The sequence below is a fragment of the Cellulomonas sp. GTC20042 genome (genome assembly GCF_055389595.1).
This window is the reverse complement of record NZ_AP043678.1, coordinates 1-26417: the sequence shown is the minus strand read 5'-3', so window position 1 is coordinate 26417 and position 26417 is coordinate 1. Positions and strand designations below refer to the sequence as shown.

Sequence of the window (26417 nt, the reverse complement as noted above, 5' to 3'; positions counted from 1 at the left end):
CGGGACGACCGTGAGCATCGCGCTGCGCTACGCCGCCCGGTCCGACGTGGGACTGGTCCGCTCGAACAACCAGGACTCGGCCTACGCCGGGCCGCACCTGCTGGTGGTCGCCGACGGGATGGGCGGGCACGCGGGCGGCGACGTCGCGTCCTCGGTGGCGGTGGCGGCGCTGGCGCCGCTCGACGGCGAGGCGCACGGCCCGGACGACGCGCTGGACGAGCTGGAGCGGGCGCTGGAGGGCGCGCGCGAGGAGATCATCGCCCGGACGGTCGCCGACCCGGACCTCGCCGGGATGGGCACGACGGTCACCGCGATCCTGCGCGCCGGCAACAAGCTGGCGATGGTGCACCTCGGCGACTCGCGCGGCTACCTGTTCCGTGACGGCGTGCTGACGCAGGTCACCACGGACCACACCTTCGTGCAGCACCTGGTGAACACCGGCAAGATCACGCCGGAGGAGGCGGAGCACCACCCGCAGCGCTCGGTGGTGATGCGCGTCCTGGGCGACTTCGACGTGGACATCGCCCCGGACCTGTCGGTGCGCGAGGCGCGCCCGGGCGACCGGTGGCTGCTGTGCTCGGACGGCCTGTCCGGCTTCGTCAGCGGCGACACGATCGCGCGCACCCTGTACGAGGTGCCGGACGTGGACGCCTGCGCGGAGCGGCTGGTGCAGCTCGCGCTGCGGGCCGGCGGCGGCGACAACGTGACGGTGCTGGTCGCGGACGTGCTGGACCTGGACGACCTGCCCGACGGCACCGCGCCGACGACGAGCGCACAGGTGGTCGGGTCGGCGGCGGTGAACCGTGATCGCCCGACCGCCGCCGCCGACGGCCCCGCGGCGCGGGCGGCCGAGCTGTCCCGGGTGGCGAACACTCCCGGCCGGGGCGTCGCGGTCGTGGCCGGCCCTGACGACGGTGCCGCCCCGGCGCACGACGAGGACGCGGAGCCCGCGCGCCCCCGCCGACGGGTGCGCACGCTGGTGCTGTGGCTGGTGGCGCTGGTGGTGGTGCTCGGCGGGCTGACCGGCTTCTACCGCTGGACGCAGACCCAGTACTACGTGGGCGTGGCCGACGACGTGGTGGCGATCTACCGCGGCATCCCGCAGACGATCGGCCCGATCACCCTGTCGGACGTCGTGGAGCGCTCGGACCTCGCGGTGGACGACCTGCCGCCGTACGTGCTGGACCGGGTCGAGCAGACGATCCACACCGCCTCGCTGGCCGACGCCCGCGAGCGCGTGCGCCTGCTGCACCTGGACGCGGTGCCGGAGGCCGACGAGGAGCCGACGCCGGAACCCAGCACGGCCACCACGACCCCTGCGACCGGCCCCTGATGGCGACGGTCGAGGCGCACCGGGTGCGCGCGGGCCGGGGCGCCGAGCTCGTGCTCACGGCGGTCGCGCTGGTGATCGGCGTGGCCGCGTACGCGCTGGTCGGCATCGGTGTCACCGGCGAGGTGCCGGCGGACGTGCTCGGCTACGGCGCCGGCATGGCCGGCCTGGCGCTGCTGGTGCACCTGGTGCTGCGCTGGCGGGCGCCCTACGCCGACCCGGTGATCCTGCCCGTGGTCGTGGCGCTGAACGGCATCGGCCTGGCGATGATCTACCGGATCGACCTGGCCCGTGAGGGCCGCGAGGGCGTGGAGATGTTCGCGCCGAAGCAGCTCGCCTGGTCGGCGATCTCGGTGGTGCTGGCCTGCCTGGTGCTGATCGTGCTGCGCGACCACCGCACGCTGCGCCGGTACACGTACACGGCGATGGTGGTCGGCCTCGCGCTGATCGTGCTGCCGCTGATCCCCGGGCTCGGCGTGACGATCAACGGTGCCCGGATCTGGGTGCGGGCGCTCGGCTTCTCCCTGCAGCCGGCCGAGCTCGGCAAGATCGCGCTGGCGGTGTTCTTCGCCGGCTACCTGGTGACGCACCGCGACACGCTCGCGCTCGCCGGCCCCAAGGTGCTCGGCCTCCAGCTGCCCCGGCTGCGCGACCTCGGCCCGATCATCGTGGTCTGGGCGGCGTCGATCGCGGTGCTGGTGCTGGAGCGGGACCTCGGCACGTCCCTGCTGTTCTTCGGCCTGTTCGTGGCGATGCTGTACGTCGCCACCGAGCGGCTGTCCTGGATCGTCATCGGCCTGCTGATGTTCGCCGGCGGAGTCGCCGCGGCGGCCGCGTCCTTCGGGCACGTGGCCGCGCGCTTCGACGTCTGGCTGAACGCGCTGGACCCCGAGGTGTTCGACAGGTGGCCCGGCGGCTCCGGCCAGCTGGTGCGCGGGCTCTTCGGCATGGCCTCCGGCGGGCTGTTCGGCACGGGCTGGGGCCAGGGGCGTCCCGACCTGGTGCCCTACGCCGAGTCCGACTTCATCGTCGCCTCGCTGGGCGAGGAGCTCGGGTTGACCGGGCTGATGGCGATCCTGGTGCTGTACCTGGTGCTGACCCAGCGCGGCATGCGCACGGCGATCGGCGTGCGCGACGGCTTCGGCAAGCTGCTGTCCGCCGGCCTCGGCTTCGTGATCGCGTTCCAGTGCTTCGTGGTGGTCGGCGGGATCACCCGGATCATCCCGCTCACCGGCCTGACCACACCGTTCCTCGCGTACGGCGGCTCGTCGCTGCTGGCCAACTGGGTGATCGTCGCCCTGCTGCTACGGATCTCCGACGACGCGCGCCGTCCCGCGCCCGACCCCTCCGCCGAGATCCTGGCGACCCCGGCGGTCGGCGTCCCCGTCGAGGCCGGCCGCCCCGGCACCGGCCCCGGGGACGACGAGCCGACCGTCGCCCTGCGCCGCACCTCGGGAGGTGGTCGCCCGTGAACACCGCCCTGCGCCGGCTCGCGACCGTGACGGTCGTGATGTTCCTCGTGCTGCTGACCGGGACCACCTGGGTGCAGTTCGGGCAGGCGAGCGCGCTGAACAACGACCCGCGCAACGTCCGCACGCTGTACCGGGAGTACGGAAGCCCGCGCGGCCCGATCGTGGTGGCCGGGCAGTCGGTGGCGCTGTCCACCGCCGTGGACGACCCCTTCGGCTACCAGCGCTCCTACCCCGCGGAGACCGCCGCGATGTACTCCGCGGTCACCGGCTTCTACTCGATCGTGAACGGCGGCAGCCAGCTCGAGCGCGCGATGAACAGCGAGCTCACCGGGCAGGCGGACTCGCTGTTCTGGTCCCGGATGCAGGACCTGATCACCGGGCGCCAGCCGCAGGGCTCCTCGATCGAGCTGACCCTCGACCCGGCCGCGCAGCAGGCGGCGTGGGACGCGCTCGGCGGGCAGAACGGCGCGGTCGTCGCGATCGAGCCGTCCACCGGCCGCATCCTCGCGATGGTGTCCACCCCCGGCTTCGACCCGAACGCGCTGGCCACCCACGACACCTCGGCCGCGACCACCGCCTACCAGCAGCTGCTGGACGCCGACGGCGACCCGCTGCTCAACAAGGCGACCAGCCAGAACTACCCCCCGGGGTCGACGTTCAAGCTGGTCACGGCCGCCGCCGCGCTGGAGTCCGGGCAGTACACCGCCGACACGATGATCTCCGCACCGGACACCTACACGCCCCCGGGCACCAGCCGGGCGCTGAGCAACTTCGGCGGCTCGTCGTGCAGCAGCTCCGGGCAGATGTCGCTCTCCGACGCGCTGCGGATCTCCTGCAACACCGCCTTCGCCGAGCTCGGCGTCGGTCTGGGTGACGACGCGTTGCGCGAGCAGGCCGAGAAGTTCGGCTTCGACGCCGACGAGGACCTGATGATCCCGATGAAGCTCGCCGACAGCGTCTTCCCCGCCGAGCTCGACCAGCCGCAGACCGCGCAGTCCGCGATCGGCCAGTTCGAGGTGCGCGCGACCCCGGTGCAGATGGCGATGGTCGCCGCCGCCATCGCCAACGGCGGCACGCTGATGACCCCGTACCTGGTGGACACCGTGCGGACCGCCGACCTCGACGTGGTCAGCCAGACCGAGCCCACGGAGTACTCGCAGGCGGTGTCCGCGAGCACCGCGCAGGCGCTGACCAGCATGATGCTCGGCGTCGTCCAGTCCGGCTCCGGCACCGCGGCGCAGATCTCCGGCGTGCAGGTCGCCGGCAAGACCGGCACCGCGCAGACCGTCTCCGGCGAGAACCCGCACGCCTGGTTCACCGGCTTCGCGCCCGCCGACAACCCGCAGGTGGCCGTCGCGGTGATCGTGGAGCACGGCGGCGACGCCGGCAGCGAGGCCACCGGTGGCAAGGTCGCCGCCCCGATCGCCCGCGCGGTGATGCAGGCGGTGATCGGGCAGTGAGGCCGTCCGAGGGGCTGGTGCTGGGCGGCCGCTACCACCTGACCCGGCAGATCGCCGTCGGCGGCATGGGCGAGGTCTGGGCGGCGCACGACGAGGCGCTGGACCGGGAGATCGCCGTCAAGGTGCTGCGCGAGGAGTTCGCCGGCGACCAGGGGTTCCTCGAGCGCTTCCGCACCGAGGCGCGCAACGCGGGCTCGCTGTCCCACTCCGGGATCGCCGCGCTCTACGACTACGGCGAGCAGGACGGCTCGGCGTTCCTGGTGATGGAGCTGATCCTCGGCGAACCGATGAGCGACCTGCTCGACCGCGAGCCGGTGCTCCCGCCGCGTCGGCTGCTGCCGATCCTGGCGCAGACCGCCCGGGCGCTGCACGCCGCGCACGCCGCCGGGGTGGTGCACCGCGACGTGAAGCCCGGCAACATCCTGCTCACGCCCTCCGGCAAGGTGAAGATCACCGACTTCGGCGTCTCGCTGTCCAGCAACCAGGTGCCGATGACCGCCACCGGCATGGTGATGGGCACCGCGCAGTACCTGTCCCCCGAGCAGGCCGTCGGCGGCCCCGCGACCGCGGCCTCCGACCTGTACGCGCTCGGGATCATCGCCTACGAGGCCAGCGTCGGGCACCGCCCGTTCACCGGCCCGACCGCGGTGGACATCGCCGTCGCGCACGTGAACACCGCCGTGCCGCCGCTGCCTGCCTCGGTGGAGCCGCAGCTCGCGGCGCTGATCATGCGATTGCTCGCCAAGGACCCCGCCACCCGGCCCGGGTCCGCGGAGGAGGTCGCGCGCATGTTCGACGCCCTGGAGGCGCACACCCCGCCCGGCGGGGCCCCGCCGGTGACGATCGTCCCCGGTCGCGCCGCGCACGCCTCACGCAGCCGTCCCGCCGACGCCCGTGGCCCGCAGTGGCCCGGCCCGGGCGCCTCCGACGGCACCGCCGACGCGCCGCCCTCCTTCGACCCGCGGACCGGCCGCCGCACCCAGCCGGCCTCGGCACCGACGCACCGGGCCCCCGGCGCGCACGCCGGCCACCCGACCACCCGTGCGCACGTGCGCGTGGCGTCGTCCGGGCGACGGGTGCGCTGGCCGCTGGTGGCGCTCGGCGTGCTGCTGGTGGCTCTGCTCGGTGCGGCCCTCGCCGGTCGCATGATCGGCGCCTGGGACCCCCTGATCGCCCCGGACACGCCCGGCTACGCTCGTGCGGATGCCCCAGATGGGATGATCTTCCTCGACGAGCCCGTGATCGCGCGGGACTCACGAACGACGACAGCGAAGGACGCCTAGTGGTGGACGACGGATCCCGGATCCTCGCCGGACGGTACGAGGTCGGAGAGCTCATCGGCCGCGGCGGCATGGCCGAGGTGCACATCGGGCACGACACCCGTCTCGGGCGCACGGTCGCGATCAAGATCCTGCGCTCGGACCTCGCGCGCGACCCCTCCTTCCAGGCGCGGTTCCGCCGCGAGGCGCAGGCCGCCGCCGCGCTGAACCACCCCGCGATCGTCGCCGTCTACGACACCGGCGAGGACGTCGTCACCGACCCCACCACCGGGGCGGTCGGCCACGTGCCGTTCATCGTCATGGAGTACGTCGAGGGCCACACCGTCCGCGACATCCTGCGCGACGGCCAGGCCGTACCGATCGACGAGGCGATCGAGATCACCGCCGGCGTGCTGTCCGCGCTCGAGTACTCGCACCACGCGGGCATCGTGCACCGCGACATCAAGCCCGCGAACGTCATGCTCACCCCGACCGGCGCGGTCAAGGTGATGGACTTCGGCATCGCCCGCGCGCTGGCCGACTCCGCCGCCACGATGACGCAGACCCAGGCCGTGATCGGGACCGCGCAGTACCTGTCCCCCGAGCAGGCCCGTGGCGAGACCGTGGACGCCCGCTCCGACCTGTACTCCGCCGGCTGCCTGCTGTTCGAGCTGCTGACCGGCCGCCCGCCGTTCGTCGGCGACTCCCCCGTGGCCGTCGCGTACCAGCACGTGCGGGAGATCGCCCCGGCGCCCAGCAGCGTCGCCTCCGACGTGCCGGAGACGCTCGACCGGATCTGCGCCAAGGCCCTGGCCAAGGAGCGCGACGCCCGCTACTCCTCCGCCGCCGAGTTCCGCGCCGACCTGGAGGCCGCCGCCCGCGGCGGTCACGTCAACGCCCCGGCGGTCGCCGCCGCCGCGCTCGGTGCCGGTGCCGCGACCCAGGTGATGGACCCGGCCGCCGCCACCGCCGCCACCCAGCTCGTGCCCGGCGCCGGCCCCGCGTGGGCCCCGACCAGCCCCGGCACCTCGGTGCTGCCCACCGCCGCCGACGGCCCTGAGGACGACGAGCCGGAGAGCTCGAAGCGCTGGCTGTGGATCACGCTGATCATCGTCGGCGTGCTCGCGGTCGGCGGGATCATCGCCCTGATCCTCACCCAGGGGAACAAGACCGAGGAGCCGACGACGACCCCGGTGCCCTCCGTGGTGAACCTGGCCGAGGCGGACGCCGCCGCGGCGCTCACCGACGCCGGCTTCAACCCCGTGCGGCAGTCCGAGGCGAGCGACACCGTGGCCGAGGGCCTGGTCACCCGCACCGACCCCGCCGCGGGCACCGACGCCGAGGACGGCAGCGACGTGTCCTACTGGGTGTCGGCCGGTCCGAACTCGGTCACCCTGCCCGACCTGTCCGGGCTGACCCAGGACCAGGCGCGCGACCAGATCGAGGAGCTCGGCCTCACCGTCGGCGCGATCACGCAGGCCGACGAGCCCGACCAGCCCGAGGGCCGCGTGCTGCGCTCCGACCCGGCGAACGGCCAGGCCGTCACCGCCGACCAGCCGGTCGCGCTGATCATCTCCTCCGGGCGCGTCCAGCTCGCCGACATGACCGGGCAGACGCAGGACGCGGCGGTCGCGGCGCTCAACGCGCTCAAGCTCAGCGCCAACGTGGTCACCGAGGAGACCTCGGACCCGGCCCAGGTCGGCACCGTGATCCGGCAGGACCGCTCCGCGGGCCTCGTGCCGCAGGGCACCGTGGTCAAGCTGACCGTCGGTGTGGCCGCCACCAGCGCACAGATCCCGAGCAACATCGTGAACATGTCCGAGGAGGACGCGACCAACGCGCTCAAGGCGCTCGGGTTCACCGACATCCGCGTCGTTCCGTCAAACTCGGCCTCGGTGGCCGAGGGCAACGTGATGAGCTCCAGCCCGGCGCCCGGCACGACGGCCTCGCTGACCAGCACCGTGACCCTGACCGTCTCGGAGGGTCCGCCCGCGGGCTCGAACAACGGCTCCGGCAACGGCAACGGCAACACCAACCCCTGACGCCGCACGCACGACGGCCCCGCCACCCTCGGGTGACGGGGCCGTTCTGCGTCTCGGACCGCCGCGAGCGGCGCGACCTCAGGGCCGGACGAGCGGGTGCAGGCCCGTGGCCCGCTCCACGGCACCGGCGTCCCCGGTCAGCGCCAGCCAGTTGGCGAGCAGCCGGTGGCCGCCCTCGGTGAGCACCGACTCCGGGTGGAACTGCACGCCGTGCAGCGGCAGCGTGCGGTGCTGGAGGCCCATGATGATGCCGTTCGCGCGGGCGGTGACCACCAGCTCGTCCGACACCGTCCCGTCGACCACGGCGAGCGAGTGGTAGCGGGTGGCGGTGAACGGCGAGGGCAGGCCGGCGAGGACCCCATGCCCGTCGTGCTCGACCTGGCTGGTCTTGCCGTGCATCAGCTCGGGCGCGTGCGTGACCGTGCCGCCGAACACCTCGCCGAGCGCCTGGTGCCCGAGGCAGACCCCGAGCATGGGCGTGCCGGTGGCGGCGCAGTCGCGGATCACCTGCATGCTGGCGCCCGCCTCGGCCGGCGCACCGGGCCCGGGCGAGACGAGCACGCCGTCGAAGCCCTCCCGCTCGGCGAGCGGCGGCACGGCGTCGTTCCGCACGACGACGGTCTCGGCCCCGAGCTGGTCGAGGTAGCCGACGATCGTGTAGACGAAGGAGTCGTAGTTGTCGACGACGAGGATCCTGCTCACGGTGGTCACTCCCCCACGGTCGTGTCGTTGAACGGCATGAACGGCGCCAGCCAGGGGAACAGCCACTGGAAGCAGGCGGCCAGCACGAGCCCGGCGAGCACGATCAGCAGCAGCACCCGGACCAGCGCGGGCCCCGGCAGGTGACGCCACAGCCATCCGTACATCAGGACCCCTCCACGAGCTCGGCGGGGACGCCCTCGGAGACGGGCGCCCAGTAGGACAGCACCCCGTGCACGATGTACCGCTCGCGGGCGGAGAACATCGGGTGGCAGGTCGTCAGCGTGATCTGCCGCTCGGTCGGCGTCGCGTCGGGCTGCCCGGCGACCGGGGCGATCACGTCGACGTCCTGCGGCATGACGATCTCGGAGGACGTGACCCGGTACACGTACCAGGTGTCCTGCGTCCACACGACGATCGGGTCGCCCTCCTGCAGCTCCGCGATCCGGTTGAACGGCTTGCCGTACGTCGTCCGGTGCGCGGCGACCGCGAAGTTGCCGACGCCGCCCGGCATGGCGGTGTCCTCGTAGTGCCCGATGCCGAGCGGGTTGAGCACGTTGGGCCGGTCGGTGCCCTCGGTGATCGTGCGGGTCGGCTCGCCGTCCCAGCGGGGAACCCGCATCGACGCGAAGGTCGTCAGGTACTCCTGCTGGTCCATCACCGGCGGGTCGTCGTAGCGGGGCGTGACGATCGTCGGGCCGTCGTCGGTGTCCAGCGCGGCCAGCGGCTCGTCCCAGCCCTGCTCCTCGACCACCTGGGCCTGCGCACGGTCGGCCTCGACGTCGGTCCACCACAGCTGCCAGGCCAGGAAGGCGAGCAGCAGGACGCCGAGGGTGATGAGGACCTCCCCGAGCACACCCACCGCCCCGAGCGCGACGTCGGCGGCCCCGGGGCGGCGCCGGGGGGCGGCGTGCTGGACGGTCATCCCTGCGGGTCCTCCTGGTCGGTGCCGGCGGCGGCGTCGTCCGGCGCGGTGTCGGTGGTCCCGGCGACGAGACCGGGCAGCACCTCGGTCCCGTCCGGCACGCGGGCGTGGCGCAGGTCGGCCGCCCCATCGTAAGCGGGCACGCTGAGATCGCCCGACGGCTGCTGCACCTCCCACCCGAGGCCGACCGCGGACACCCAGGAGCGGTACGCGCGCACCGCGGGATCGGCGGCGAGCGCGGCGCGCAGCTCGTCGGGATCACCGATCACCGTCACCTCGTAGGGCGGCGAGTAGCGGCGGCCCTGCAACGAGAGCACGTTGCCGATGCACTGGAACGCGCTGGTCGAGATCACCCGCTGGTCCATCAGCGCCATCGCCTCGGCGCCGCCGGCCCACAGGGCGTTGATCACGGCCTGCAGGTCCTGCTGGTGCACCACCAGGTCGTCCGGGCCGACCCCTGCCGGCCGGGGCCCGTCGTCGGCGGCGTCGTCCAGGCGGACGACCAGCCCCTCGCCAGTGACGGCCACGGTGCCGGCGGCGACGTCGTAGGCCTCGCCGGCGGACTGCCACTGCACGCCCTCGGCGTCGGTCTGCTCCCGGGTCAGCGCGTCCACCGACGCCTGCAAGGACGTCACCTCGTCGAACAGCCGCTCGCGCCGGGCGTCCTCGTTGGCCTGGAGCCCGGCGAGGTCCTGCGGCTGACGCTCGTCGGCACCGCCGGCCAGGCGGGCGTTCGCGGTGAACAGGGCGCCGGACAGCGCCATGACCAGGCCGATCGACACCGACCCGCGCACGGCGCGACGGCGACGCTGCTGCTCGGGGGTGGGGGCGGGCGGCTCAGCGCGGTGCGCGTGCTCCTGCCGGGCGCCCGACGCGGGCTCGCGCGGGGCGCGCCGGGGATCCGCGTCGGCGCCCCGGTCCTCCCGGTGCGCGGGCGCGTCGTCCTGCCGGTGATCGGGCACGGCTGACCCCCTCGGTCTCCCCCACTACGCTAGGGCACGTTCTTCGGGTCGGGCGGAGTTGTCCACAGGCGACTCGCGCGTCCCGGTCGCTGCGAGATCAGGAGATCGGCGTGCCCAAGTCGAAGACGCGGCAGAAGTCGCACTACACCGCGCCCCAGGCGAAGTCCGCCGGCCCGGGCGTCAACCCCCCGTGGTTCGTGCCCGTGCTGGTCGCCTCGCTGGTGATCGGCCTGGTGTGGATCGTCGTCACCTACCTGACCGGCTTCGACTTCCCGATCCCGGGCATCCGGTCCTGGAACCTCGCGATCGGCTTCGGCTTCGCGCTGTTCGGCCTGGGGATGGCGACCCGCTGGAAGTGACCACCGGTGGACGACCGGTGGCGTGGACCCGCTGATCACAGGCGTTTCCCCAGCACGGAGACCTCTGTCCCCAGGCCACGCCCCGGTTACCCACAACCCGTGGACAGTGCTGTGGATAACTACAGCCGTGTAGTTCCACAGGTGTGAGCAACGCTGGGGACGAGCGTCAGACCGCCCCGTAGGTCACCAGGGCGGCTCCTGCGAGGACCACGAAGGTCGCCACGCAGGCGCCGATCGACACCGGCAACCGCTTCTCGCGCGGGGCGAAGGCGAATGCCGCACCGAGGGCCGCGCCCACGATCGCGCCGCCCAGGTGCGCCTGCCAGGCGATCCCCGGCAGCACGAAGCCGAGCACCGCGTTGATCGCCAGCACGCCCAGGATCGGCCCCGCCGAGCGCCCGAGCCGTCGCAGCACCACCAGCACCGCGCCGAACAGCCCGAACACCGCGCCGGACGCCCCGTACAGGCCGGTGAGCCAGGAGAGGCCGTACGGGTCGGCGAACAGCAGGAACATCACCGAGCCGCCCAGGGCGCTTAGCAGGTAGAGCGCCGTGAAGCGCCAGCGCCCGAGCGACGCCTCCAGGAACGGCCCCACCGACCACAGCGCGATCATGTTCATCGCGATGTGCAGGATCTGGTTCGGCGCGTGCAGGAACGCCGAGGTGAGGAACCGCCACGGCTCCACCTCGCCGGCGGCCGCCGAGAACGCCCAGCGGCTCGTCCAGCCGGGGATCAGCTGCTGCGCGACGAAGCTCGCCACGCACAGCGCGATCAGCGTGATCGTGACCACCGGACGTCCGCCGGTGGAGCGTCCGCCGAAGGCCGTACGGGCGGCGGGCTGCTGACGCGCCGCCTCGGCGACGCAGTCCACGCACTGCACACCCACCGCGGCCGGGCGCTGGCACTCCGGGCAGGTCGGCCGGCCGCACCGCTGGCACCGCACGTAGGCGATGCGGTCGGGGTGCCGCGGGCAGACCGGGATCTCAGGAGCAGCAGCGCCCGGCTGCGGGGAGGTCATCGGTCGATCAGCCCTCGAAGGAGACCGAGGAGATCACGACGTCCTCGACCGGGCGGTCGCCGGGACGGGTCGCCGTCGTGGCGATGGCGTCGACCACCGCGCGGCTCTCGTCGTCGGCCACCTTGCCGAAGATGGTGTGCTTGCCGTTCAGGTGCGGCGTCGCGGTCACGGTGATGAAGAACTGCGAGCCGTTGGTGCCGCCCACGGCGCCCGAGATCGGGTCGCGGCGCAGGCCGGCGTTGGCCATCGCGAGCAGGTACGGCTCGGAGAACCGCAGCTCGGGGTGGATCTCGTCGTCGAAGGTGTAGCCCGGGCCGCCACGGCCGGAGCCCAGCGGGTCCCCGCCCTGGATCATGAAGCCGTCGATGACGCGGTGGAAGATCACGCCGTCGTACAGCGGGCGGTTCTGCTCGGAGCCGGTGGAAGGGTCGGTCCAGGTCTTCTCGCCGGTCGCCAGGCCGCGGAAGTTCTCCACGGTGGCCGGGGCGTGGTTCTCGAAGAGCTCGAGGCGGATGTCACCACGGTTGGTGTGCAGGGTCGCGTACATGCCCGTCATCCTCCCACGCTGCCCCGCGCCCGGTCCGGCCGCTGCCCGGGTGTTCGCCGCGGGACGAACCGCGGCACCGGAGCACGCCAGCCACCTGCGCGAAGGGCTCCGCGGTGGCAGAGTGGGAGGTCATCGACCAGCGTGGAGCGGGAGTGAGTGGACATGGGACGTAGCAAGCTCGGAACCGTCACCGACCACCTTCAGACGGACAAGCTGAAGGACCAGGCAGCCGACGTCGGCGCCGTGCTCGCCGACGCGAGCGGCAAGGCCGCGGACGGCGCGTCGAAGATCGCCGCCGAGGCCGCCAGCAGCGCCAAGGAGGCTGCCGGCCAGGCCTACGAGTGGACGGCGCCGCGTGTCGAGGCCGCGATCGAGTGGCTGATCCCGCGGATCGACCACCTGTACAAGGAGAGCGTGAAGGCCGCCGCGCCGCGCGTCGAGAAGGCCGCCGAGAAGGCCGCGCCGGTGCTCGACAGCGCGCACGACAAGCTCGTCGACGACCTGCTCCCCCGGCTCGTGCAGGCCGTCAACGACGCCGCCGAGCGCGCGGGCGCGGTCATCGAGAAGGCCGCCGACAAGGCGACCGAGGCCCCCGCCGCGCTCTCCGCAGCCGCAGCCGGCGCCGCCAAGGCCGTCGAGAAGGCAGAGAAGAAGAAGGGCAAGGGCGCCAAGCGCTTCTTCCTGGTCGCCGCGATCGTCGGTGCCGGCGCCGCCGCGTTCGCCTGGACGCGCAGCCGCAGCACCACCGACCCGTGGGCCGAGCCGTGGGAGCCCGAGGCGCCCGCCGCCTCCGCGGCGCACCTGCGCGAGCGGGCCGGTGACGCCGCGGAGGCCGTGGGCGAGGCGGCCGGCGAGGCCGTCGCCCGGGGCCGCGAGGCCACCAAGAAGGCCGCGGAGAAGGTCGCTGAGGTCCGCGAGGACGTCGAGGAGCGGGTCTCCGAGGCCACCGAGAAGGTCACCGAGGCCGCGGAGAAGGTCACCGAGGCCGCCAAGAAGGCCGCCCCGCGCCGCTCACCGGCCAAGAAGCCGGACACGGACGCCGCGCCGGAGGCCTGAGCCCCCGACTCCGACGAGGCCCGGCACCCGCTCCCCGCGTGGGAGGGGTGCCGGGCCTCGCGCGTCCTCCCGCCGTCGCTCAGGGCGTGGTCGCGCGCGGCACCGGCGTGATCCGGTCATCCGGGTCGAGATCCCACCGGAACGCCGCCGGATCCACCCGCTCGAACCGGTCCACCGCCACCCGGCCGACCAGCACAGCCGCCACGCCGGCAACGACCATCACGAACGCCGCGATCCACGCGAGCGCCACCAAAGCCTGCCGACGGGTCATGCCCCGACCGTAGGAGACCGCGCGTTGCCCGGGGGGCGATCCGCACCAGACCTGCACACGCCCGCGCCGAGACCGCCACCGGCGCTAGCCTGCGAGCGTGACTGCCGACGCCGCGATCACCTGGCCGCTGACCACCCAGCGCCTCACCGTGCGCCCCGCCACCCCGCAGGACGCCCACGCCGTCTGGCGGTACCGGAGCCTGCCCGAGGTCGCCCGCTGGATGACCGCCGACGCGCACGACCAGACCCTGTTCACGGTCCGCTTCGTCGCGCCGGACCGGCTCCCGTACACCTTCCCCGTGCTGCACGAGGGCACCGTGATCGGCGACCTGTTCCTCCGCGTCGAGGACGGCTGGGCGCAGAGCGAGATCGTCGAGCAGGCCCGGGGCACGCAGGCCGAGATCGGCTGGGCCTTCGACCCCGTGCACCACGGCCGGGGGTTCGCGACGGAGGCTGCCGGCCGGCTGGTGCGCGCCGCCTTCGAGCAGCTCGGCCTGCGCCGGATCACCGCAGGCTGCTTCGCGGAGAACACGCCCTCGTGGCGGCTGATGGAGCGGCTCGGGATGCGTCGGGAGGGCTCGCACCGCGCGGACTCGCTGCTGCGCGACGGGCGGTGGGTGGACTCGTACACGTACGCGCTGCTGCGCGAGGAGTGGAGCCAAGGGGACTCGAACCCCTAACCCCCTGCTTGCAAAGCAGGTGCGCTACCAATTGCGCCATGGCCCCCGAGGGTCGTCCTGCGACCCGTGCCGCCGAGCGGCTGGTGGTGGACGATCAGGCGACGTCGTCGCTGACCTCGGCCCACAGGTCCCGGTCGTCGCGCTCCTGCACGTAGCGCTGGTAGGCGACGTAACCGGCAGCGGCGAGGGCCGCAAGGAGCAACAGCTTCTTCATGGGGACCCCCAGGGCTCGGGAGTGGGCCTAAGAGGACTTGAACCTCTGACCTCTTCCTTATCAGGGAAGCGCTCTAACCGTCTGAGCTATAGGCCCGTGCGCGCGTGACGTCTGGACGTCCGCGTGCCGGATGAGACTACCCCAGCAGGGGCAGCCCGCCCAAACCGGCGTCGGCCGATCGGGGCGGGCACCTCGTCAGTCGTCGGTCATGGTGACGTGCACGCCACCGACGAGCGCCGCCGTGATGTTGTAGAGGAACGCACCGATGGTCGCCAGCGCGGTGATCAGGAAGACGTCCACCACGGCGATCAGGGTCGCGACGGAGGCCACCCGGTTCAGCTCGATGTACTGCATGATGTCGACGTCGGTGTCCGCGAGGATCTCGGTCGCCAGGTCGTTGATCGTCGAGAACACGTGCAGGCCGTCCAGGGTCAGCCACACCACGACGGTCGCGACGACGAGCATGATGCCGGCGGCGACGGACATGAGGAACGACAGCTTCATGACCGACCACGGGTCCACCCGGGACACCGCCAGGCGCACCCGGCGCGGGCCGGTGCTCGACGCGGCCGCAGGGGCCGGGGTGCTCGCAGCGGCGGGACGGGCCGGGGTCTTCTCGGCGGCGGGCGTCGGAGACGGCGTCGCGGCCGGGGTCGACGGGCGCGAGGTGTCCGTCGAGGCAGCCGACGGCGTGGCCGTGGTGGTGCTCGCGGTCGCCGTGGTGGCACCGGTCCGCGCGGCGGCGGGCGTGCGCCCGGTGGCCGGCCGGGTGGTCGACGCCGTGGACGTGCCCGACGAGGTCGCGGGCTTGCTCACGGCCGGTGTCGACCCGGTCTTCGTGGACGACTGCGCGGGGGTCTTGCGGGGCGGGATGGACGGCGGGGTGTCGCTCATGCATCCTCCTCGGGGGTCTCGTCAGCCACCGGTGCGTCCGGCGCTGTGGCGGCGGTGATCTCCTCGACCGCGGGGGAGGGACCCGTCGAGCCGTTGTCGTCGTCCACGGTACCTGCATCGTCGCCCAGGTGGCGCTCGATGTTCCGCGCGACCGCGATGATCCGGTCCCCGTTGTCGGGCTTGGCGAAGATGACGCCCTGGGTGGTGCGGCCGGTGGCGTTCACCTCGGCGACGGCGGAGCGCACGATCTTGCCGCGCTCCATGATCACCAGCACCTCGTCGTCCGCGTCGGTGACCAGCGCGCCGACCAGGTCGCCGTTCGCCTCGGGCAGGTTCGCGACCTTGATGCCGAGGCCGCCACGACCCTGCACGCGGTAGTTCTCGACGGAGAGCGCGGTGCGCTTGGCGATGCCGCCCTCGGTCACCGTGAACAGGAAGGCGTCCTCGCGCACGACGTCCAGCGCCAGCAGCTCGTCCTCGGCGCGGAACTTCATGCCGGTGACGCCGGAGGTGGCGCGACCCATCGGGCGCAGCGCCTCGTCGGTGGCGGTGAACCGCAGCGACTGCCCCTTGCGGGACACCAGGATCAGGTCGTCCGTGGCGTCGACGATCCGCGCGGAGACCAGCTCGTCCGGCAGGCCGTCCTCGTCCTCGCGCAGGTTGATCGCGATGACGCCGCCGGAGCGGTTGGAGTCGTACTCGGCGAGGCGGGTCTTCTTCACCAGGCCGCGCTGCGTGGCGAGCACCAGGTACTCGGCCTGCTCGTAGTCGCGGATGTCGAGCACCTGGGCGATCTTCTCGCCGGGCTGGAAGGCCAGCAGGTTCGCCACGTGCTGACCCTTGGCGTCCCGGCCGCCCTCGGGCAGCTCGTAGGCCTTGGCGCGGTACACCCGGCCGAGGTTGGTGAAGAACAGCAGCCAGTGGTGCGTGGTCGTCACGAAGAAGTGGTCGACGATGTCGTCCTCGCGCAGCTGCGCGCCGCGCACGCCCTTGCCGCCACGACGCTGCGCCCGGTAGTTGTCCGAGCGCGTGCGCTTGGCGTAGCCGCCGCGGGTGATGGTGACGACCATCTCCTCCTCGGCGATCAGGTCCTCGACCGACACCTCGCCGTCGAAGGGCAGGATCGTGGTGCGGCGCTCGTCGCCGTACTTGTCGACGATCTCGCCGAGCTCGTCGCGCACGATGTCGCGCTGGAGCTCCTCGGAGTCGATGATCGCGAGGTAGCCCTGGATCTCGTGCTCGAGCTTGGCGTAGTTGTCCAGGATGTTCTGGCGCTCGAGGGCGGCCAGCCGGCGCAGCTGGAGCGCGAGGATCGCGTTCGCCTGCACCTCGTCGACGTCCAGCAGCGCCATCAGGCCCTCGCGGGCCTCGTCGGCGTCGGGGGAGCGACGGATCAGCGCGATCACCTCGTCCAGCGCGTCCAGCGCCTTGAGGTAGCCGCGGTAGATGTGGATCTGCTCCTCGGCCTTGCGCAGGCGGAACCGGGTCCGCCGGACGACGACCTCCATCTGGTGCGTGGTCCAGTGGCGGATGAACGCGTCCAGGCTGAGCGTGCGCGGCACGCCGTCCACCAGCGCGAGCATGTTGGCGCCGAAGGTGTCCTGCAGCTGGGTGTGCTTGTACAGGTTGTTCAGCACGACCTTGGCGACCGCGTCGCGCTTGAGCACGATCACCAGGCGCTGGCCGGTGCGGCCGGAGGTCTCGTCGCGGATGTCGGCGATGCCGGTCACCCGGTTGTCGCGCACCAGGTCGGCGATCTTCTTGGCCAGGGTGTCCGGGTTCACCGCGTACGGCAGCTCGGTCACGACCAGGCAGATCCGGCCCTGGATCTCCTCGACCTCGACCACCGCGCGCATCGTGATCGAGCCACGGCCGGTGCGGTACGCCTCCTCGATGCCCTTGTGACCGAGGATCGTCGCGCCGGTGGGGAAGTCCGGGCCCTTGATCCGCAGCATGAGGGCCGCGAGCAGCTCCTCCTTGGACGCCTCGGGGTGGTCCAGGTGCCAGCGGACGCCCTCGGCGACCTCGCGCAGGTTGTGCGGCGGGATGTTGGTCGCCATGCCGACCGCGATGCCGGCGGAGCCGTTGACCAGCAGGTTCGGGAACCGCGAGGGCAGGACCGTCGGCTCCTGGGTGCGGCCGTCGTAGTTGTCCTGGAAGTCGACGGTGTCCTCGTCGATGTCCCGCACCATCTCCATGGCGAGCGGGGCCATCTTGCACTCGGTGTACCGCGGGGCGGCTGCGGGGTCGTCGCCGGGGGAGCCGAAGTTCCCCTGGCCGGCCACCAGCGGGTAGCGCAGCGACCAGTCCTGCACCAGGCGGACCAGGGCGTCGTAGATCGAGGTGTCGCCGTGCGGGTGGTACTTGCCCATGACGTCGCCGACGACGCGGCTGCACTTGGAGAACTGCCGGTCGGGCCGGTAGCCGCCGTCGTACATGGCGTACAGCACGCGGCGGTGCACCGGCTTGAGGCCGTCGCGCACGTCCGGCAGCGCGCGGCCCACGATCACGGCCATCGCGTAGTCCAGGTAGGACCGCTGCATCTCGAGCTGCAGGTCCACCTGGTCGATGCGGCCGTGCTCGATGTGGTCGCCGGTCGTCTCAGTCACGTCACAGTCCTTCGATCAGGGGTGCCCGGCACGTGGCGCGTGCCGGACGGGGGTGGGGGCGCGAGCGCCGTCGTCAGATGTCCAGGAAGCGCACGTCGCGTGCGTTGCGCTGGATGAACGAGCGACGGGACTCGACGTCCTCGCCCATGAGCACGGAGAAGATGTTGTCCGCGGCCGCGGCCTCGTCCAGGGTGACCTGGAGCAGCGTGCGGTTGCCCGGGTCCATGGTGGTGTCCCACAGCTCGGAGTAGTCCATCTCGCCGAGACCCTTGTAGCGCTGGATCCCGTTCTCCTTGGGGATCCGCTTGCCGCTCGCCTGGCCGTCGGCCAGCACCGCGTCCCGCTCGCGGTCCGAGTACACGTAGTCGTGCGGGGCGTTGGACCACTTGATCCGGAACAGCGGCGGCTGCGCCATGAAGACGTGGCCCTCGAGGATCAGCTTCGGCATGTACCGGTAGAGCAGCGTGAGCAGCAGGGTGCGGATGTGCTGGCCGTCGACGTCCGCATCGGCCATCAGCACGATCTTGTGGTACCGCAGCTTCGAGATGTCGAAGTCCTCACCGATGCCGGTGCCGAACGCGGTGATCAGCGCCTGCACCTCGAGGTTCGACAGCGCGCGGTCGAGGCGGGCGCGCTCGACGTTGAGGATCTTGCCGCGCAGCGGGAGGATCGCCTGCGTCCGCGGGTTGCGCCCGCGCACGGCGGAACCGCCGGCGGAGTCACCCTCGACGATGAAGATCTCGCACTCGGCGGGGTTGTTGGACTGGCAGTCCTTGAGCTTGCCGGGCATCGAGTTGGACTCGAGCAGGCCCTTGCGCCGGGTGGCCTCGCGAGCCTTGCGTGCGGCGAGGCGGGCCTGGGACGCCTGGATCGCCTTGCGGATGACGTCCTTGGCCTCGTTCGGGTGCGAGTCCAGCCAGTCGGCGAGCTGCTCGTTCACCACGCGCTGCACGAAGGTCTTGGCCTCGGTGTTGCCGAGCTTCGTCTTGGTCTGGCCCTCGAACTGCGGCTCGCCGAGCTTGATCGACAGCACGGCGGTCAGACCCTCGCGGATGTCGTCGCCGGTGAGGTTGTCGTCCTTCTCCTTGATGATCCCCTTCTCCCGGGCGTACCGGTTGACCAGGGAGGTCATCGCCGCGCGGAAGCCCTCCTCGTGGGTACCGCCCTCGGTGGTGGAGATGGTGTTCGCGTAGGTGTGCACCGACTCGGAGTAGGCGCTGGTCCACTGCATCGCGATCTCGACGGAGATCCGGCGGTCGACGTCCTCGGCCTCGAAGTCGATGACCTCGGGGTGCACCAGGTCGACCTTCTTGGTGGCGTTCAGGTGCCGGACGTAGTCGACCAGGCCGCCGTCGTACTTGTAGGTGATCGAGCGCGCGGTGTCCGCGGCGGGCGCCTCGCCGGCGACCTCGTCCTCGGTGTCCGCGTGCTGCGGGCGCTCGTCGGTGAGCGTGATCTGCAGGCCCTTGTTGAGGAAGGCCATCTGCTGGAAGCGCGAGCGCAGCGTCTCGAAGTCGTACTCGGTGGTCTCGAAGATGCTCGGGTCCGCCCAGAACGTCTGCGAGGTGCCGGTCTCCTCGGTGGCCTCGCCCTGCTGGATCGTGCCGACCGGGTGCCCGCCGTCGGCGAAGTCCATCGACCAGGCGTAGCCGTCGCGCTTGACCTCGGAGTGCACCCGGGTGGACAGCGCGTTGACCACGGAGATGCCGACGCCGTGCAGACCGCCGGAGACCGCATAGCCACCGCCGCCGAACTTGCCGCCGGCGTGCAGGATCGTCATGACGACCTCGAGCGTCGGCTTGCCCTCGGTGGGGTGCATCGCGACCGGGATGCCACGGCCGTTGTCGACCACGCGCACGCCGCCGTCGGCGAGCAGGGTGATCTCGATGTGGTCGCAGTAGCCGGCCAGCGCCTCGTCGACCGAGTTGTCGACCACCTCGTAGACCAGGTGGTGCAGACCGCGCTCGCCGGTGGAGCCGATGTACATGCCCGGACGCTTGCGGACGGCCTCGAGCCCCTCGAGGACGGTGATCGCGGAGGCGTCGTACGCGACCTCGGTCCGACCCACCTTCTCGCCGCTCTGGCTGGGAACCTCGTGCTCCGTCGGGTTCGATCCGGTGGGTGTCTGATCGGCCACGGGCGGTGGTGCTCCTCAGTTCTCGGACGCGGCGGTGTGGCCCGCCCGTCCCGGAAGAGGGCAGATCACTCCACGACGGCGGAGATCGGCTACTACGGACCGGCGCAGACGCGCCAGAGATGTCCTTCCTAGTCTACCTGGCCCGGCGCCGTAGGCCCCTCAGAACGCCCCGGATCAGCCCCAGGTGTCGCGCGGACCCCGCCCGCGCACCGAGCGCTTGCCCTTGCCGAACCCCGGCCCGGCCGGTCCCAGCACCCTGACCTCGGTGACCACGCCCTGCCCGAGGTCCTCCGCCATCCGCCCGACCAGCTGCGGGGCCAGCATCTTCAGCTGCTGCGCCCAGGCGGTCGAGTCGGTGCGCACCACCAGCACGCCCTCGGCGAAGGTCTCCGGGGTGCAGTGGTCGGCGATCTGGTCGCCCACCACGTCCCGCCAGCGGCCGATCACCCCGCCGACCGAGACCTCCTGCACCCAGCCGCGGTCCCGGAACAGCGAGGACAGCGTGGTCGACAGGGTCTGCGGGTCCCGGGGGTGCGCGCCGGGGGCGTCGCGCTCGGCGGGGGACAGCGCCGACCGGCCGCGCGGCTGCTGACCAGGGCGGTAGCCGCGCGACCGCGCCACCGAGCGGAACCGGGCGAGCGAGAGCCGGGCCATCTGCGCGGCGGGGGTCACGTCCAGCCGCTCGGCGACCGGGATCGTCGGATCGGGGGCGACAAGCTCCTCGGCGGCGCCAGGTGCCGACGGGCCGGCGATGTCCTCCGGACCGGTGGTGGCGTCCTCCGGCTCAGACGGCACGGGCGACCTCCGACGCCAGCACGTCGAACCGGGCCCCGGCCAGCGCCTCCGGCACGTCGCCCGGCACCGCGGCGGTGACGAACACCTGCCGCGCCCCGGCGACCATCCCGGCCAGCCGGTCGCGACGCTTGGAGTCCAGCTCGGCGAACACGTCGTCCAGCATGAGCACCGGCTCCCCGTCCGGTCCACCGTCGGCGACCCACAGCAGGTCCTCGTCGGCGACCGACCCGGGCAGCGGACCGTGGCTCAGCAGCTCGTAGGAGGCGAGCTTGAGCGCCAGCGCGAAGGACCAGGACTCGCCGTGGCTGGCGTAGCCCTTCGCCGGCAGGTCGCCGAGGGTGAGCACCAGGTCGTCACGGTGCGGTCCGACCAGGCAGACCCCGCGCTCCAGCTCCTTGGGCCGCAGCCGGGCCAGCGCGTCCAGCATCTGCTGCTCGACCTCGGCGACGGTCGCGTGCCTGCCCGGGGCCGACGTCGGGTCGTCGCGGTCGTCGGCGCCGGCGAGCGCGGCGGCGAGCGAGGAGCGGTAGGTGACCTGGGCGGCGCCCTGACCGTCGCTGACCTGCTCGTACGCGCGGCCGACGTAGGGGGCCAGCGCACCGATCACGGCCTGGCGCGCGACGATCACCTGCGCACCGAGCTCCGCCAGGCGGGAGTCCCAGACGTCGAGGGTGCTCAGGTCCGGCGTCGCGCGCCCCCGGAACCCGGCCGCCGACTTGAGCAGCGCCGTGCGCTGACGCACCACCCGGTCGTACTCGGAGAACACCCCGGACAGCCGGGGGGTGACCTGCACCGCGAGCTCGTCGACGAACCGGCGCCGGCCGTCGGGATCGCCCTTGACCAGCGCCAGGTCCTCCGGCGCGAACAGCACCGAGCGCAGCGCGCCGACCACGTCCCGCGCCCGCGAGGGCTGACCGTTCAGCTTGACCCGGTTCGACCGCCCGGAGCCGAGCTGCAGCTCGATCACCAGCGCCCGCTCCGAGCCGTCCGGCTGCGCGCGCACGATCCGTGACCGCACCACCGCCGCCGACGCCCCGGCACGCACCATCGGGGCGTCGGTCGGCACGCGGTGGGAGGACAGCGTCGACACGTAGCCGATCGCCTCGACGAGGTTCGTCTTGCCCTGCCCGTTCGGGCCCACCAGCGCGGTGATCCCCGGCTCGAGGACCAGGTCGACCTGGTGGTACGACCGGAAGTCCGTCAGGGACAGGTGCGAGACGTACATCGAAGGCGCTGCGGACCGATCAGCCCGCGGAGGGCGTGCTGCCGGGGGCGGCCTTGACCGCGTGCCCGCCGAACTGCTGGCGCAGCGCGGCGACGGCCTTCATCGCGGGGGACTCGTCCTGGCGAGACTGGAAGCGCGCGAACAGCGCGGCCGTGATCACCGGCAGCGGCACGGCGGCCTCGATCGCCTCGTCGACGGTCCAGCGGCCCTCCCCGGAGTCCTCGACCCAGCCCTCGATCGCCTCGAGCTCGTGGTCCTCGTCCAGCGCCTTGACCAGCAGCTCCAGCAGCCAGGACCGCACGACCGTGCCGCGCTGCCAGGCCTTCATGGTGCCGGTGACGTCGGTGACGATGTCCTTGGCCTCGAGCAGCTCGTAGCCCTCGGCGTAGGCCTGCATCAGGCCGTACTCGATGCCGTTGTGCACCATCTTGGCGTAGTGGCCCGCGCCGACCGCGCCGGCGTGCACGAAGCCCTCGTCCCGCGGGCCCTCCGGGCGCAGCGCGTCGAAGATCGGCATGGCGCGCTCGACGTCCGCGGCGTCGCCGCCGACCATCAGGCCGTAGCCGTTCTCCAGGCCCCACACGCCGCCCGAGACGCCGACGTCCAGGTAGTGCACGCCCTCGGCGGCCAGCGCACCGGCGTGCACCGCGTCGTCGACGTAGTACGAGTTGCCGCCGTCGATCACCAGGTCGCCGGCGGTCAGCAGACCGGCCAGCTCGTCCACCACCGCGCGGGTGACCGCGCCGGCCGGCACCATCACCCAGACGATCCGCTCACCGGCGGGCAGGGCGGCGACCAGGTCGGCCAGCGACGCGACGTCGGAGACCTCCGGGTTCCGGTCGTACCCCGTGACGTCGATCCCTGCGCGCCGCATCCGGTCGCGCATGTTCGCGCCCATCCTGCCCAGACCCACCAGGCCGATCCGCATCGCTCCACCTCTCGTCGCCCGTCCGCACGCGGGCTGGTACCAGCACGCGGCGGCACTGTCGTGCGCCATTCTCCTGCGCGACGACCGCCAGGACGAGCCGGCAGGGCGTCTCGCCGGTCACACCCGGTCGGGCGTCAGCTCGCGAAGCGGATCGGGACGAGCAGGTAGCGGTACTCCTGGAGGTCGTCGCCCTCGAGGGACTCCTGACCGGTGAACTCGACCGGCTTGTTCGGGTGCGTGAACGACAGCCGCACGAACGGCGTGGTCAGCGCGCCCAGGCCGTCCAGCAGGAACTGCGGGTTGAACGCCACCGCGATGTCGTCGCCGACCAGCGTGGCCTCCAGCGCCTCGGACGCCTGCGCGTCGTCGCCCTGACCGGCGTCCAGCACCACCTGGCCGTCGGAGAAGGTGAGCCGGATCGGGGTGTTCCGCTCGGCGACCAGCGCCACGCGCTTGGCCGCGTCGGCGAGCAGCTGCGTGTTCACCACCGCGTGGATCGGGGACTCGTCCGGGAACAGCCGGCGGACGGCGGGGTAGTCGCCGTCGACCAGCAGCGAGGTGGTGTGCCGGCCGCCGGCCTCGAAGCCGATCAGGTCGACGCCCTGGCCGGTGGCCAGGCCGACGTTCACCGAGCCGGAGGCACCGAGCGACTTCGCCGCGTCGTTCAGCGTGCGCGCGCGGACCAGGGCCACCGCGGAGACGTCCGGGAACGCGGGGCTCCAGGTCATCTCGCGCAGCGCGAGGCGGTAGCGGTCGGTGGCGAGCAGCGTGACCTTCTCGCCCTCGATCTCCACGCGCACGCCGGTGAGCAGGGGCAGCGTGTCGTCGCGGGAGGCGGCGACGGTGACCTGCGCGACGGCCTTGGTGAGCTCGTCGCCGTCGACGGTGCCGGTCAGCGCCGGCATCGTCGGCAGCTGCGGGTAGTCCTCGACCGGCATGGTGAGCAGGGTGAAGCGCGAGGCGCCGCAGGTGACGGTGACCTTGGTGCCGTCGAGCGACACGTCCACCGGCTTGGCGGGCAGCGCGCGGGAGATCTCGGCCAGCAGACGCCCGGAGACCAGGACGCTGCCCGGCTCGCTCACGTCGGCGGGGATCTCGGACCGCGCGGACACCTCGTAGTCGAAGCTCGCCAGGCGCAGGGTGCCGTCGGCCTCGGCCTCGATGCGGACACCGGCCAGCACGGGGACCGGGGGACGGGTGGGCAGGCTGCGAGCGATCCACGTGACGGCTTCTGCGAGGACGTCACGTTCGACGCGGAACTTCATGCCCCACCCTCTCGGTCAGGGGGATCGCGGGCGATCCCGGTGCTGGTGCGCGGGGCGCGGGGCCCCTGGTCTGTCGTGCGTGGTGACGGCCGTGCAGACGGTGGGGGCACCGTGCGGGCAGTCGGACCGAACACTACGCGAGACGACATGCCTCCGGTACCGCGACGAGGGGTGCTGTGCTCGCGTGAGCGCGTCGCTCTCGTCGGCTCTGGGAGACGGTTTTCGGCCTGTGGACACCGTCCACAGGGTCAGAACGTTCTCCAGGACGGATCCTGCGGTCAGTCCTCGGCTCGTGCGGTCGGTCCGAGGTGCCGGTCGTCGGTCGGGCCGGCAGGGCACTGACGGGCTGTGGATCTCTCCTCTAGATATTGTTCGTCGTCGTCGTCACCGGTGTGCACTGTGTGGACAACGCCTGTCGTCGCAGGTCAGCGGGCTCGTGCCGCTGTGCGTGTCGTGTGCAGGACCACGGTGGACGACGCGAGCGACGGTGGACGGACCGATCGTCGTCATTTCCTGTCCACCGAGGACGCAGGAGCCGTCCACACGAACCGGGGGCGTCGTCCACCGTCGTCCACAGGTTCGTCCACAGGTGTGAATTCGTCCCATCGATCCCTGGAGTTCACCTGGAAGGTCTCGGTGCGACGAGGGCCCCGGACGACGGGTGTCGGTCCGGGGCCCTCGGGATCAGGAGGTGCGGGTCAGCCGCGGCTCTCCTGCTTGATCCGGTTGGTCAGCTCGGTGACCTGGTTGAAGATCGAGCGCCGCTCGGCCATCAGCTCGCGGATCTTGCGGTTGGCGTGCATGACCGTCGTGTGATCGCGCCCACCGAACGCCTGCCCGATCTTCGGCAGCGACAGGTCGGTGAGCTCACGGCACAGGTACATGGCGATCTGGCGCGCGGTCACCAGCACCCGCGAGCGGGAGGATCCGCACAGGTCCTCGATCGTCAGCCCGAAGTACGCGGCGGTCTGGCCGATCACGGCGGTGGCGGTGATGTCGGCCTGGTCGTCGTCGGTGATCAGGTCCTTGAGGATGATCTCCGCCAGCGACAGCTCGACCTGCTGCCGGTTCAGGTTCGCGAAGGCGGTGACCCGGATCAGCGCGCCCTCGAGCTCGCGGATGTTGGTCGAGATCTTCGACGCGATGTACTCCAGCACGTCGTCCGGCGCCTGGAGCTTGTCGTTGGCCGACTTCTTGCGCAGGATCGCGATGCGGGTCTCGAGGTCCGGCGGCTGCACGTCGGTGATCAGGCCCCACTCGAAGCGCGAGCGCATCCGGTCCTCGAAGCCGTTGAGCTGCTTCGGCGGCAGGTCGGAGGTCAGCACGACCTGCTTGTTCGCGTTGTGCAGGGTGTTGAACGTGTGGAAGAACTCCTCCATCGTCTGTTCCTTGCCCTGCAGGAACTGGATGTCGTCGATGAGGAGGACGTCCACCTCGCGGTAGCGGCGCTGGAACGCCCCCGCCCGGCCCTCACCGATGGAGTTGATGAAGTCGTTGGTGAACTCCTCGGAGTTCACGTAGCGCACCCGCACCGAGGGGTACAGGTTGCGGGCGTAGTGCCCGATCGCGTGCAGCAGGTGCGTCTTGCCCAGACCCGAGTCGCCGTAGATGAACAGCGGGTTGTAGGCCTTGGCCGGTGCCTCGGCGACCGCCACCGCCGCGGCGTGCGCGAAGCGGTTGGACGAGCCGATGACGAAGGTCTCGAACAGGTACTTGGGGTTCAGCCGGGCCGGCTCGACGCTCGGCGTGGGGCCGGCGGGCTGGCGCCGGAACGGCTCGCGCTGCTCGATCTCGGCGGCGTCGCCGGCGCTCGGGTGCCCGCTGGCGGCGGGGGAGGGCAGGGCGTCCGCCTCGGCGGCCGCTGCCGGTGCGGGCGGCGTGGCGAGGGGGGCGGCGCCGGTCTCCAGCGAGGGGTCGACCGTGATCGCGAACCGGGCGTCGCGGCCGAGCGCCGAGGTCAGCGCCTCGGAGACCTCCGCGCGGACCCGCGTCTCCAGGTAGTCCTTGGTGAGGTCGTTGCCGACCGCGAGCAGCATCGTGTCGTCGAGCAGGCCGAGCGGTTTCGCCAGCCGGACGAAGGCGAGCTGACGCGGCGTGATGTCCGGGCTCACCTCGAGCTCGGCCACGGCGGTCGACCAGACCTGCGTGAGCTGATCGTCCTGTGCTGCCACCTGTACCTCGCTGCCGTCGTCAACTGCGTGGTCGAGTGTCGCACGCCGAACCCGCATCCACAGACTTGTCCACACCTGTGCGTGACGCCCGACGCCTGAT

24 protein-coding genes and 2 tRNA genes are annotated in these 26417 nt (G+C 72.3%); 8 read left to right on the top strand and 18 right to left on the bottom strand.

Annotation, left to right across the window (positions count from 1 at the left end; genetic code table 11):
- Positions 1–10 precede the first annotated feature (10 nt).
- The 5 genes from ACZ5HG_RS00130 to pknB are packed head-to-tail and all read left to right on the top strand — an operon-like array spanning position 11 to position 7563.
- Positions 11–1333 carry a PP2C family protein-serine/threonine phosphatase gene (locus tag ACZ5HG_RS00130; RefSeq protein WP_464179419.1) on the top strand — a complete coding sequence of 441 codons (1323 nt, stop codon included), beginning with the start codon at positions 11–13 and terminating at the stop codon, positions 1331–1333.
- Positions 1333–2802 (top strand): FtsW/RodA/SpoVE family cell cycle protein, encoded by a 1470-nt coding sequence (locus tag ACZ5HG_RS00125; RefSeq protein WP_464179417.1) that lies wholly within the window; start codon positions 1333–1335, stop codon positions 2800–2802. The genes ACZ5HG_RS00130 and ACZ5HG_RS00125 overlap by 1 nt, the downstream gene beginning before the upstream one ends.
- The gene (locus tag ACZ5HG_RS00120; protein ID WP_464179415.1) at positions 2799–4262 is read left to right on the top strand and encodes a peptidoglycan D,D-transpeptidase FtsI family protein; all 1464 of its coding nucleotides are present in this window, start codon (positions 2799–2801) and stop codon (positions 4260–4262) included. The genes ACZ5HG_RS00125 and ACZ5HG_RS00120 overlap by 4 nt, the downstream gene beginning before the upstream one ends.
- Positions 4259–5545 carry a serine/threonine-protein kinase gene (locus ACZ5HG_RS00115; RefSeq protein WP_464179413.1) on the top strand — a complete coding sequence of 429 codons (1287 nt, stop codon included), beginning with the start codon at positions 4259–4261 and terminating at the stop codon, positions 5543–5545. Before ACZ5HG_RS00120 ends, ACZ5HG_RS00115 begins: the two co-directional genes overlap by 4 nt.
- Positions 5545–7563, top strand: a complete 2019-nt coding sequence (gene pknB / locus ACZ5HG_RS00110; protein ID WP_464179411.1) for a Stk1 family PASTA domain-containing Ser/Thr kinase — start codon at positions 5545–5547, stop codon at positions 7561–7563. Before ACZ5HG_RS00115 ends, pknB begins: the two co-directional genes overlap by 1 nt.
- Positions 7564–7641: 78 nt before the next feature.
- On the opposite strand, the gene ACZ5HG_RS00105 is transcribed toward pknB, so the two are convergent.
- From ACZ5HG_RS00105 to ACZ5HG_RS00090, 4 genes are read right to left on the bottom strand one after another with little or no spacing between them, the layout of a single operon-like run.
- Positions 7642–8265 (bottom strand): aminodeoxychorismate/anthranilate synthase component II, encoded by a 624-nt coding sequence (locus tag ACZ5HG_RS00105; protein WP_464179409.1) that lies wholly within the window; start codon positions 8263–8265, stop codon positions 7642–7644.
- Positions 8266–8270: 5 nt separating this feature from the next.
- Positions 8271–8429, bottom strand: a complete 159-nt coding sequence (locus ACZ5HG_RS00100; protein WP_464179407.1) for a hypothetical protein — start codon at positions 8427–8429, stop codon at positions 8271–8273.
- Entirely contained in the window at positions 8429–9187 is a 759-nt protein-coding gene (locus ACZ5HG_RS00095; protein ID WP_464179405.1) for a class E sortase, read from the bottom strand. The genes ACZ5HG_RS00100 and ACZ5HG_RS00095 overlap by 1 nt, the downstream gene beginning before the upstream one ends.
- On the bottom strand, positions 9184–10149 hold the full coding sequence (locus tag ACZ5HG_RS00090; protein ID WP_464179403.1) for a DUF881 domain-containing protein: 966 nt from the start codon (positions 10147–10149) through the stop codon (positions 9184–9186). The genes ACZ5HG_RS00095 and ACZ5HG_RS00090 overlap by 4 nt, the downstream gene beginning before the upstream one ends.
- Before the next feature lie 110 nt (positions 10150–10259).
- Here ACZ5HG_RS00090 and ACZ5HG_RS00085 point away from each other — a divergent pair, with 110 nt between their 5' ends.
- The gene (locus tag ACZ5HG_RS00085) at positions 10260–10508 is read left to right on the top strand and encodes a cell division protein CrgA (RefSeq protein ID WP_464179401.1); all 249 of its coding nucleotides are present in this window, start codon (positions 10260–10262) and stop codon (positions 10506–10508) included.
- Between the two features lie 166 nt (positions 10509–10674).
- Here the strand turns inward: ACZ5HG_RS00085 and ACZ5HG_RS00080 are convergent, their stop codons facing one another.
- Both ACZ5HG_RS00080 and ACZ5HG_RS00075 read right to left on the bottom strand, forming a co-directional pair.
- The gene (locus ACZ5HG_RS00080; protein WP_464179399.1) at positions 10675–11526 is read right to left on the bottom strand and encodes a rhomboid family intramembrane serine protease; all 852 of its coding nucleotides are present in this window, start codon (positions 11524–11526) and stop codon (positions 10675–10677) included.
- Positions 11527–11533: 7 nt separating this feature from the next.
- The gene (locus ACZ5HG_RS00075; RefSeq protein ID WP_464182227.1) at positions 11534–12073 is read right to left on the bottom strand and encodes a peptidylprolyl isomerase; all 540 of its coding nucleotides are present in this window, start codon (positions 12071–12073) and stop codon (positions 11534–11536) included.
- Positions 12074–12235: 162 nt separating this feature from the next.
- Between ACZ5HG_RS00075 and ACZ5HG_RS00070 the strand changes: the two genes are divergently transcribed.
- Positions 12236–13129 carry a hypothetical protein gene (locus ACZ5HG_RS00070; protein ID WP_464179397.1) on the top strand — a complete coding sequence of 298 codons (894 nt, stop codon included), beginning with the start codon at positions 12236–12238 and terminating at the stop codon, positions 13127–13129.
- A gap of 79 nt (positions 13130–13208) precedes the next feature.
- Here ACZ5HG_RS00070 and ACZ5HG_RS00065 read toward each other — a convergent pair whose 3' ends face one another.
- Positions 13209–13400 (bottom strand): hypothetical protein, encoded by a 192-nt coding sequence (locus ACZ5HG_RS00065; protein ID WP_464179395.1) that lies wholly within the window; start codon positions 13398–13400, stop codon positions 13209–13211.
- Between the two features lie 97 nt (positions 13401–13497).
- Here ACZ5HG_RS00065 and ACZ5HG_RS00060 point away from each other — a divergent pair, with 97 nt between their 5' ends.
- The gene (locus ACZ5HG_RS00060) at positions 13498–14079 is read left to right on the top strand and encodes a GNAT family N-acetyltransferase (RefSeq protein WP_464179393.1); all 582 of its coding nucleotides are present in this window, start codon (positions 13498–13500) and stop codon (positions 14077–14079) included.
- Here the strand turns inward: ACZ5HG_RS00060 and ACZ5HG_RS00055 are convergent.
- The 11 genes from ACZ5HG_RS00055 to dnaA all read right to left on the bottom strand — a co-directional run bounded on the left by ACZ5HG_RS00055 (position 14053) and on the right by dnaA (position 26317).
- Positions 14053–14125: transfer RNA gene (locus tag ACZ5HG_RS00055), tRNA-Ala, on the bottom strand. The two genes, ACZ5HG_RS00060 and ACZ5HG_RS00055, sit on opposite strands and share 27 nt — an antisense overlap.
- A gap of 48 nt (positions 14126–14173) precedes the next feature.
- A complete protein-coding gene (locus ACZ5HG_RS00050) occupies positions 14174–14293 on the bottom strand; it encodes a DLW-39 family protein (RefSeq protein WP_464179391.1) in 120 nt (39 codons plus the stop codon).
- Positions 14294–14315: 22 nt separating this feature from the next.
- Positions 14316–14389: transfer RNA gene (locus tag ACZ5HG_RS00045), tRNA-Ile, on the bottom strand.
- Positions 14390–14488: 99 nt separating this feature from the next.
- Positions 14489–15187 (bottom strand): DUF3566 domain-containing protein, encoded by a 699-nt coding sequence (locus tag ACZ5HG_RS00040; protein WP_464179389.1) that lies wholly within the window; start codon positions 15185–15187, stop codon positions 14489–14491.
- Positions 15184–17796, bottom strand: coding sequence for a DNA gyrase subunit A (gene gyrA / locus ACZ5HG_RS00035; protein WP_464179387.1), 2613 nt, complete (start codon positions 17794–17796; stop codon positions 15184–15186). The genes ACZ5HG_RS00040 and gyrA overlap by 4 nt, the downstream gene beginning before the upstream one ends.
- A gap of 73 nt (positions 17797–17869) precedes the next feature.
- The gene (gyrB, locus tag ACZ5HG_RS00030) at positions 17870–19864 is read right to left on the bottom strand and encodes a DNA topoisomerase (ATP-hydrolyzing) subunit B (RefSeq protein WP_464182225.1); all 1995 of its coding nucleotides are present in this window, start codon (positions 19862–19864) and stop codon (positions 17870–17872) included.
- Positions 19865–20107: 243 nt separating this feature from the next.
- Positions 20108–20728, bottom strand: a complete 621-nt coding sequence (locus ACZ5HG_RS00025; RefSeq protein WP_464179385.1) for a DciA family protein — start codon at positions 20726–20728, stop codon at positions 20108–20110.
- A complete protein-coding gene (gene recF, locus ACZ5HG_RS00020; RefSeq protein WP_464179383.1) occupies positions 20718–21953 on the bottom strand; it encodes a DNA replication/repair protein RecF in 1236 nt (411 codons plus the stop codon). The genes ACZ5HG_RS00025 and recF overlap by 11 nt, the downstream gene beginning before the upstream one ends.
- A gap of 19 nt (positions 21954–21972) precedes the next feature.
- Entirely contained in the window at positions 21973–22950 is a 978-nt protein-coding gene (gene gnd, locus ACZ5HG_RS00015) for a phosphogluconate dehydrogenase (NAD(+)-dependent, decarboxylating) (protein WP_464179381.1), read from the bottom strand.
- 65 nt (positions 22951–23015) lie between these two features.
- Positions 23016–24146, bottom strand: a complete 1131-nt coding sequence (gene dnaN, locus ACZ5HG_RS00010) for a DNA polymerase III subunit beta (protein ID WP_464179379.1) — start codon at positions 24144–24146, stop codon at positions 23016–23018.
- Between the two features lie 698 nt (positions 24147–24844).
- A complete protein-coding gene (gene dnaA / locus ACZ5HG_RS00005; protein ID WP_464179377.1) occupies positions 24845–26317 on the bottom strand; it encodes a chromosomal replication initiator protein DnaA in 1473 nt (490 codons plus the stop codon).
- Positions 26318–26417: the final 100 nt, after the last annotated feature.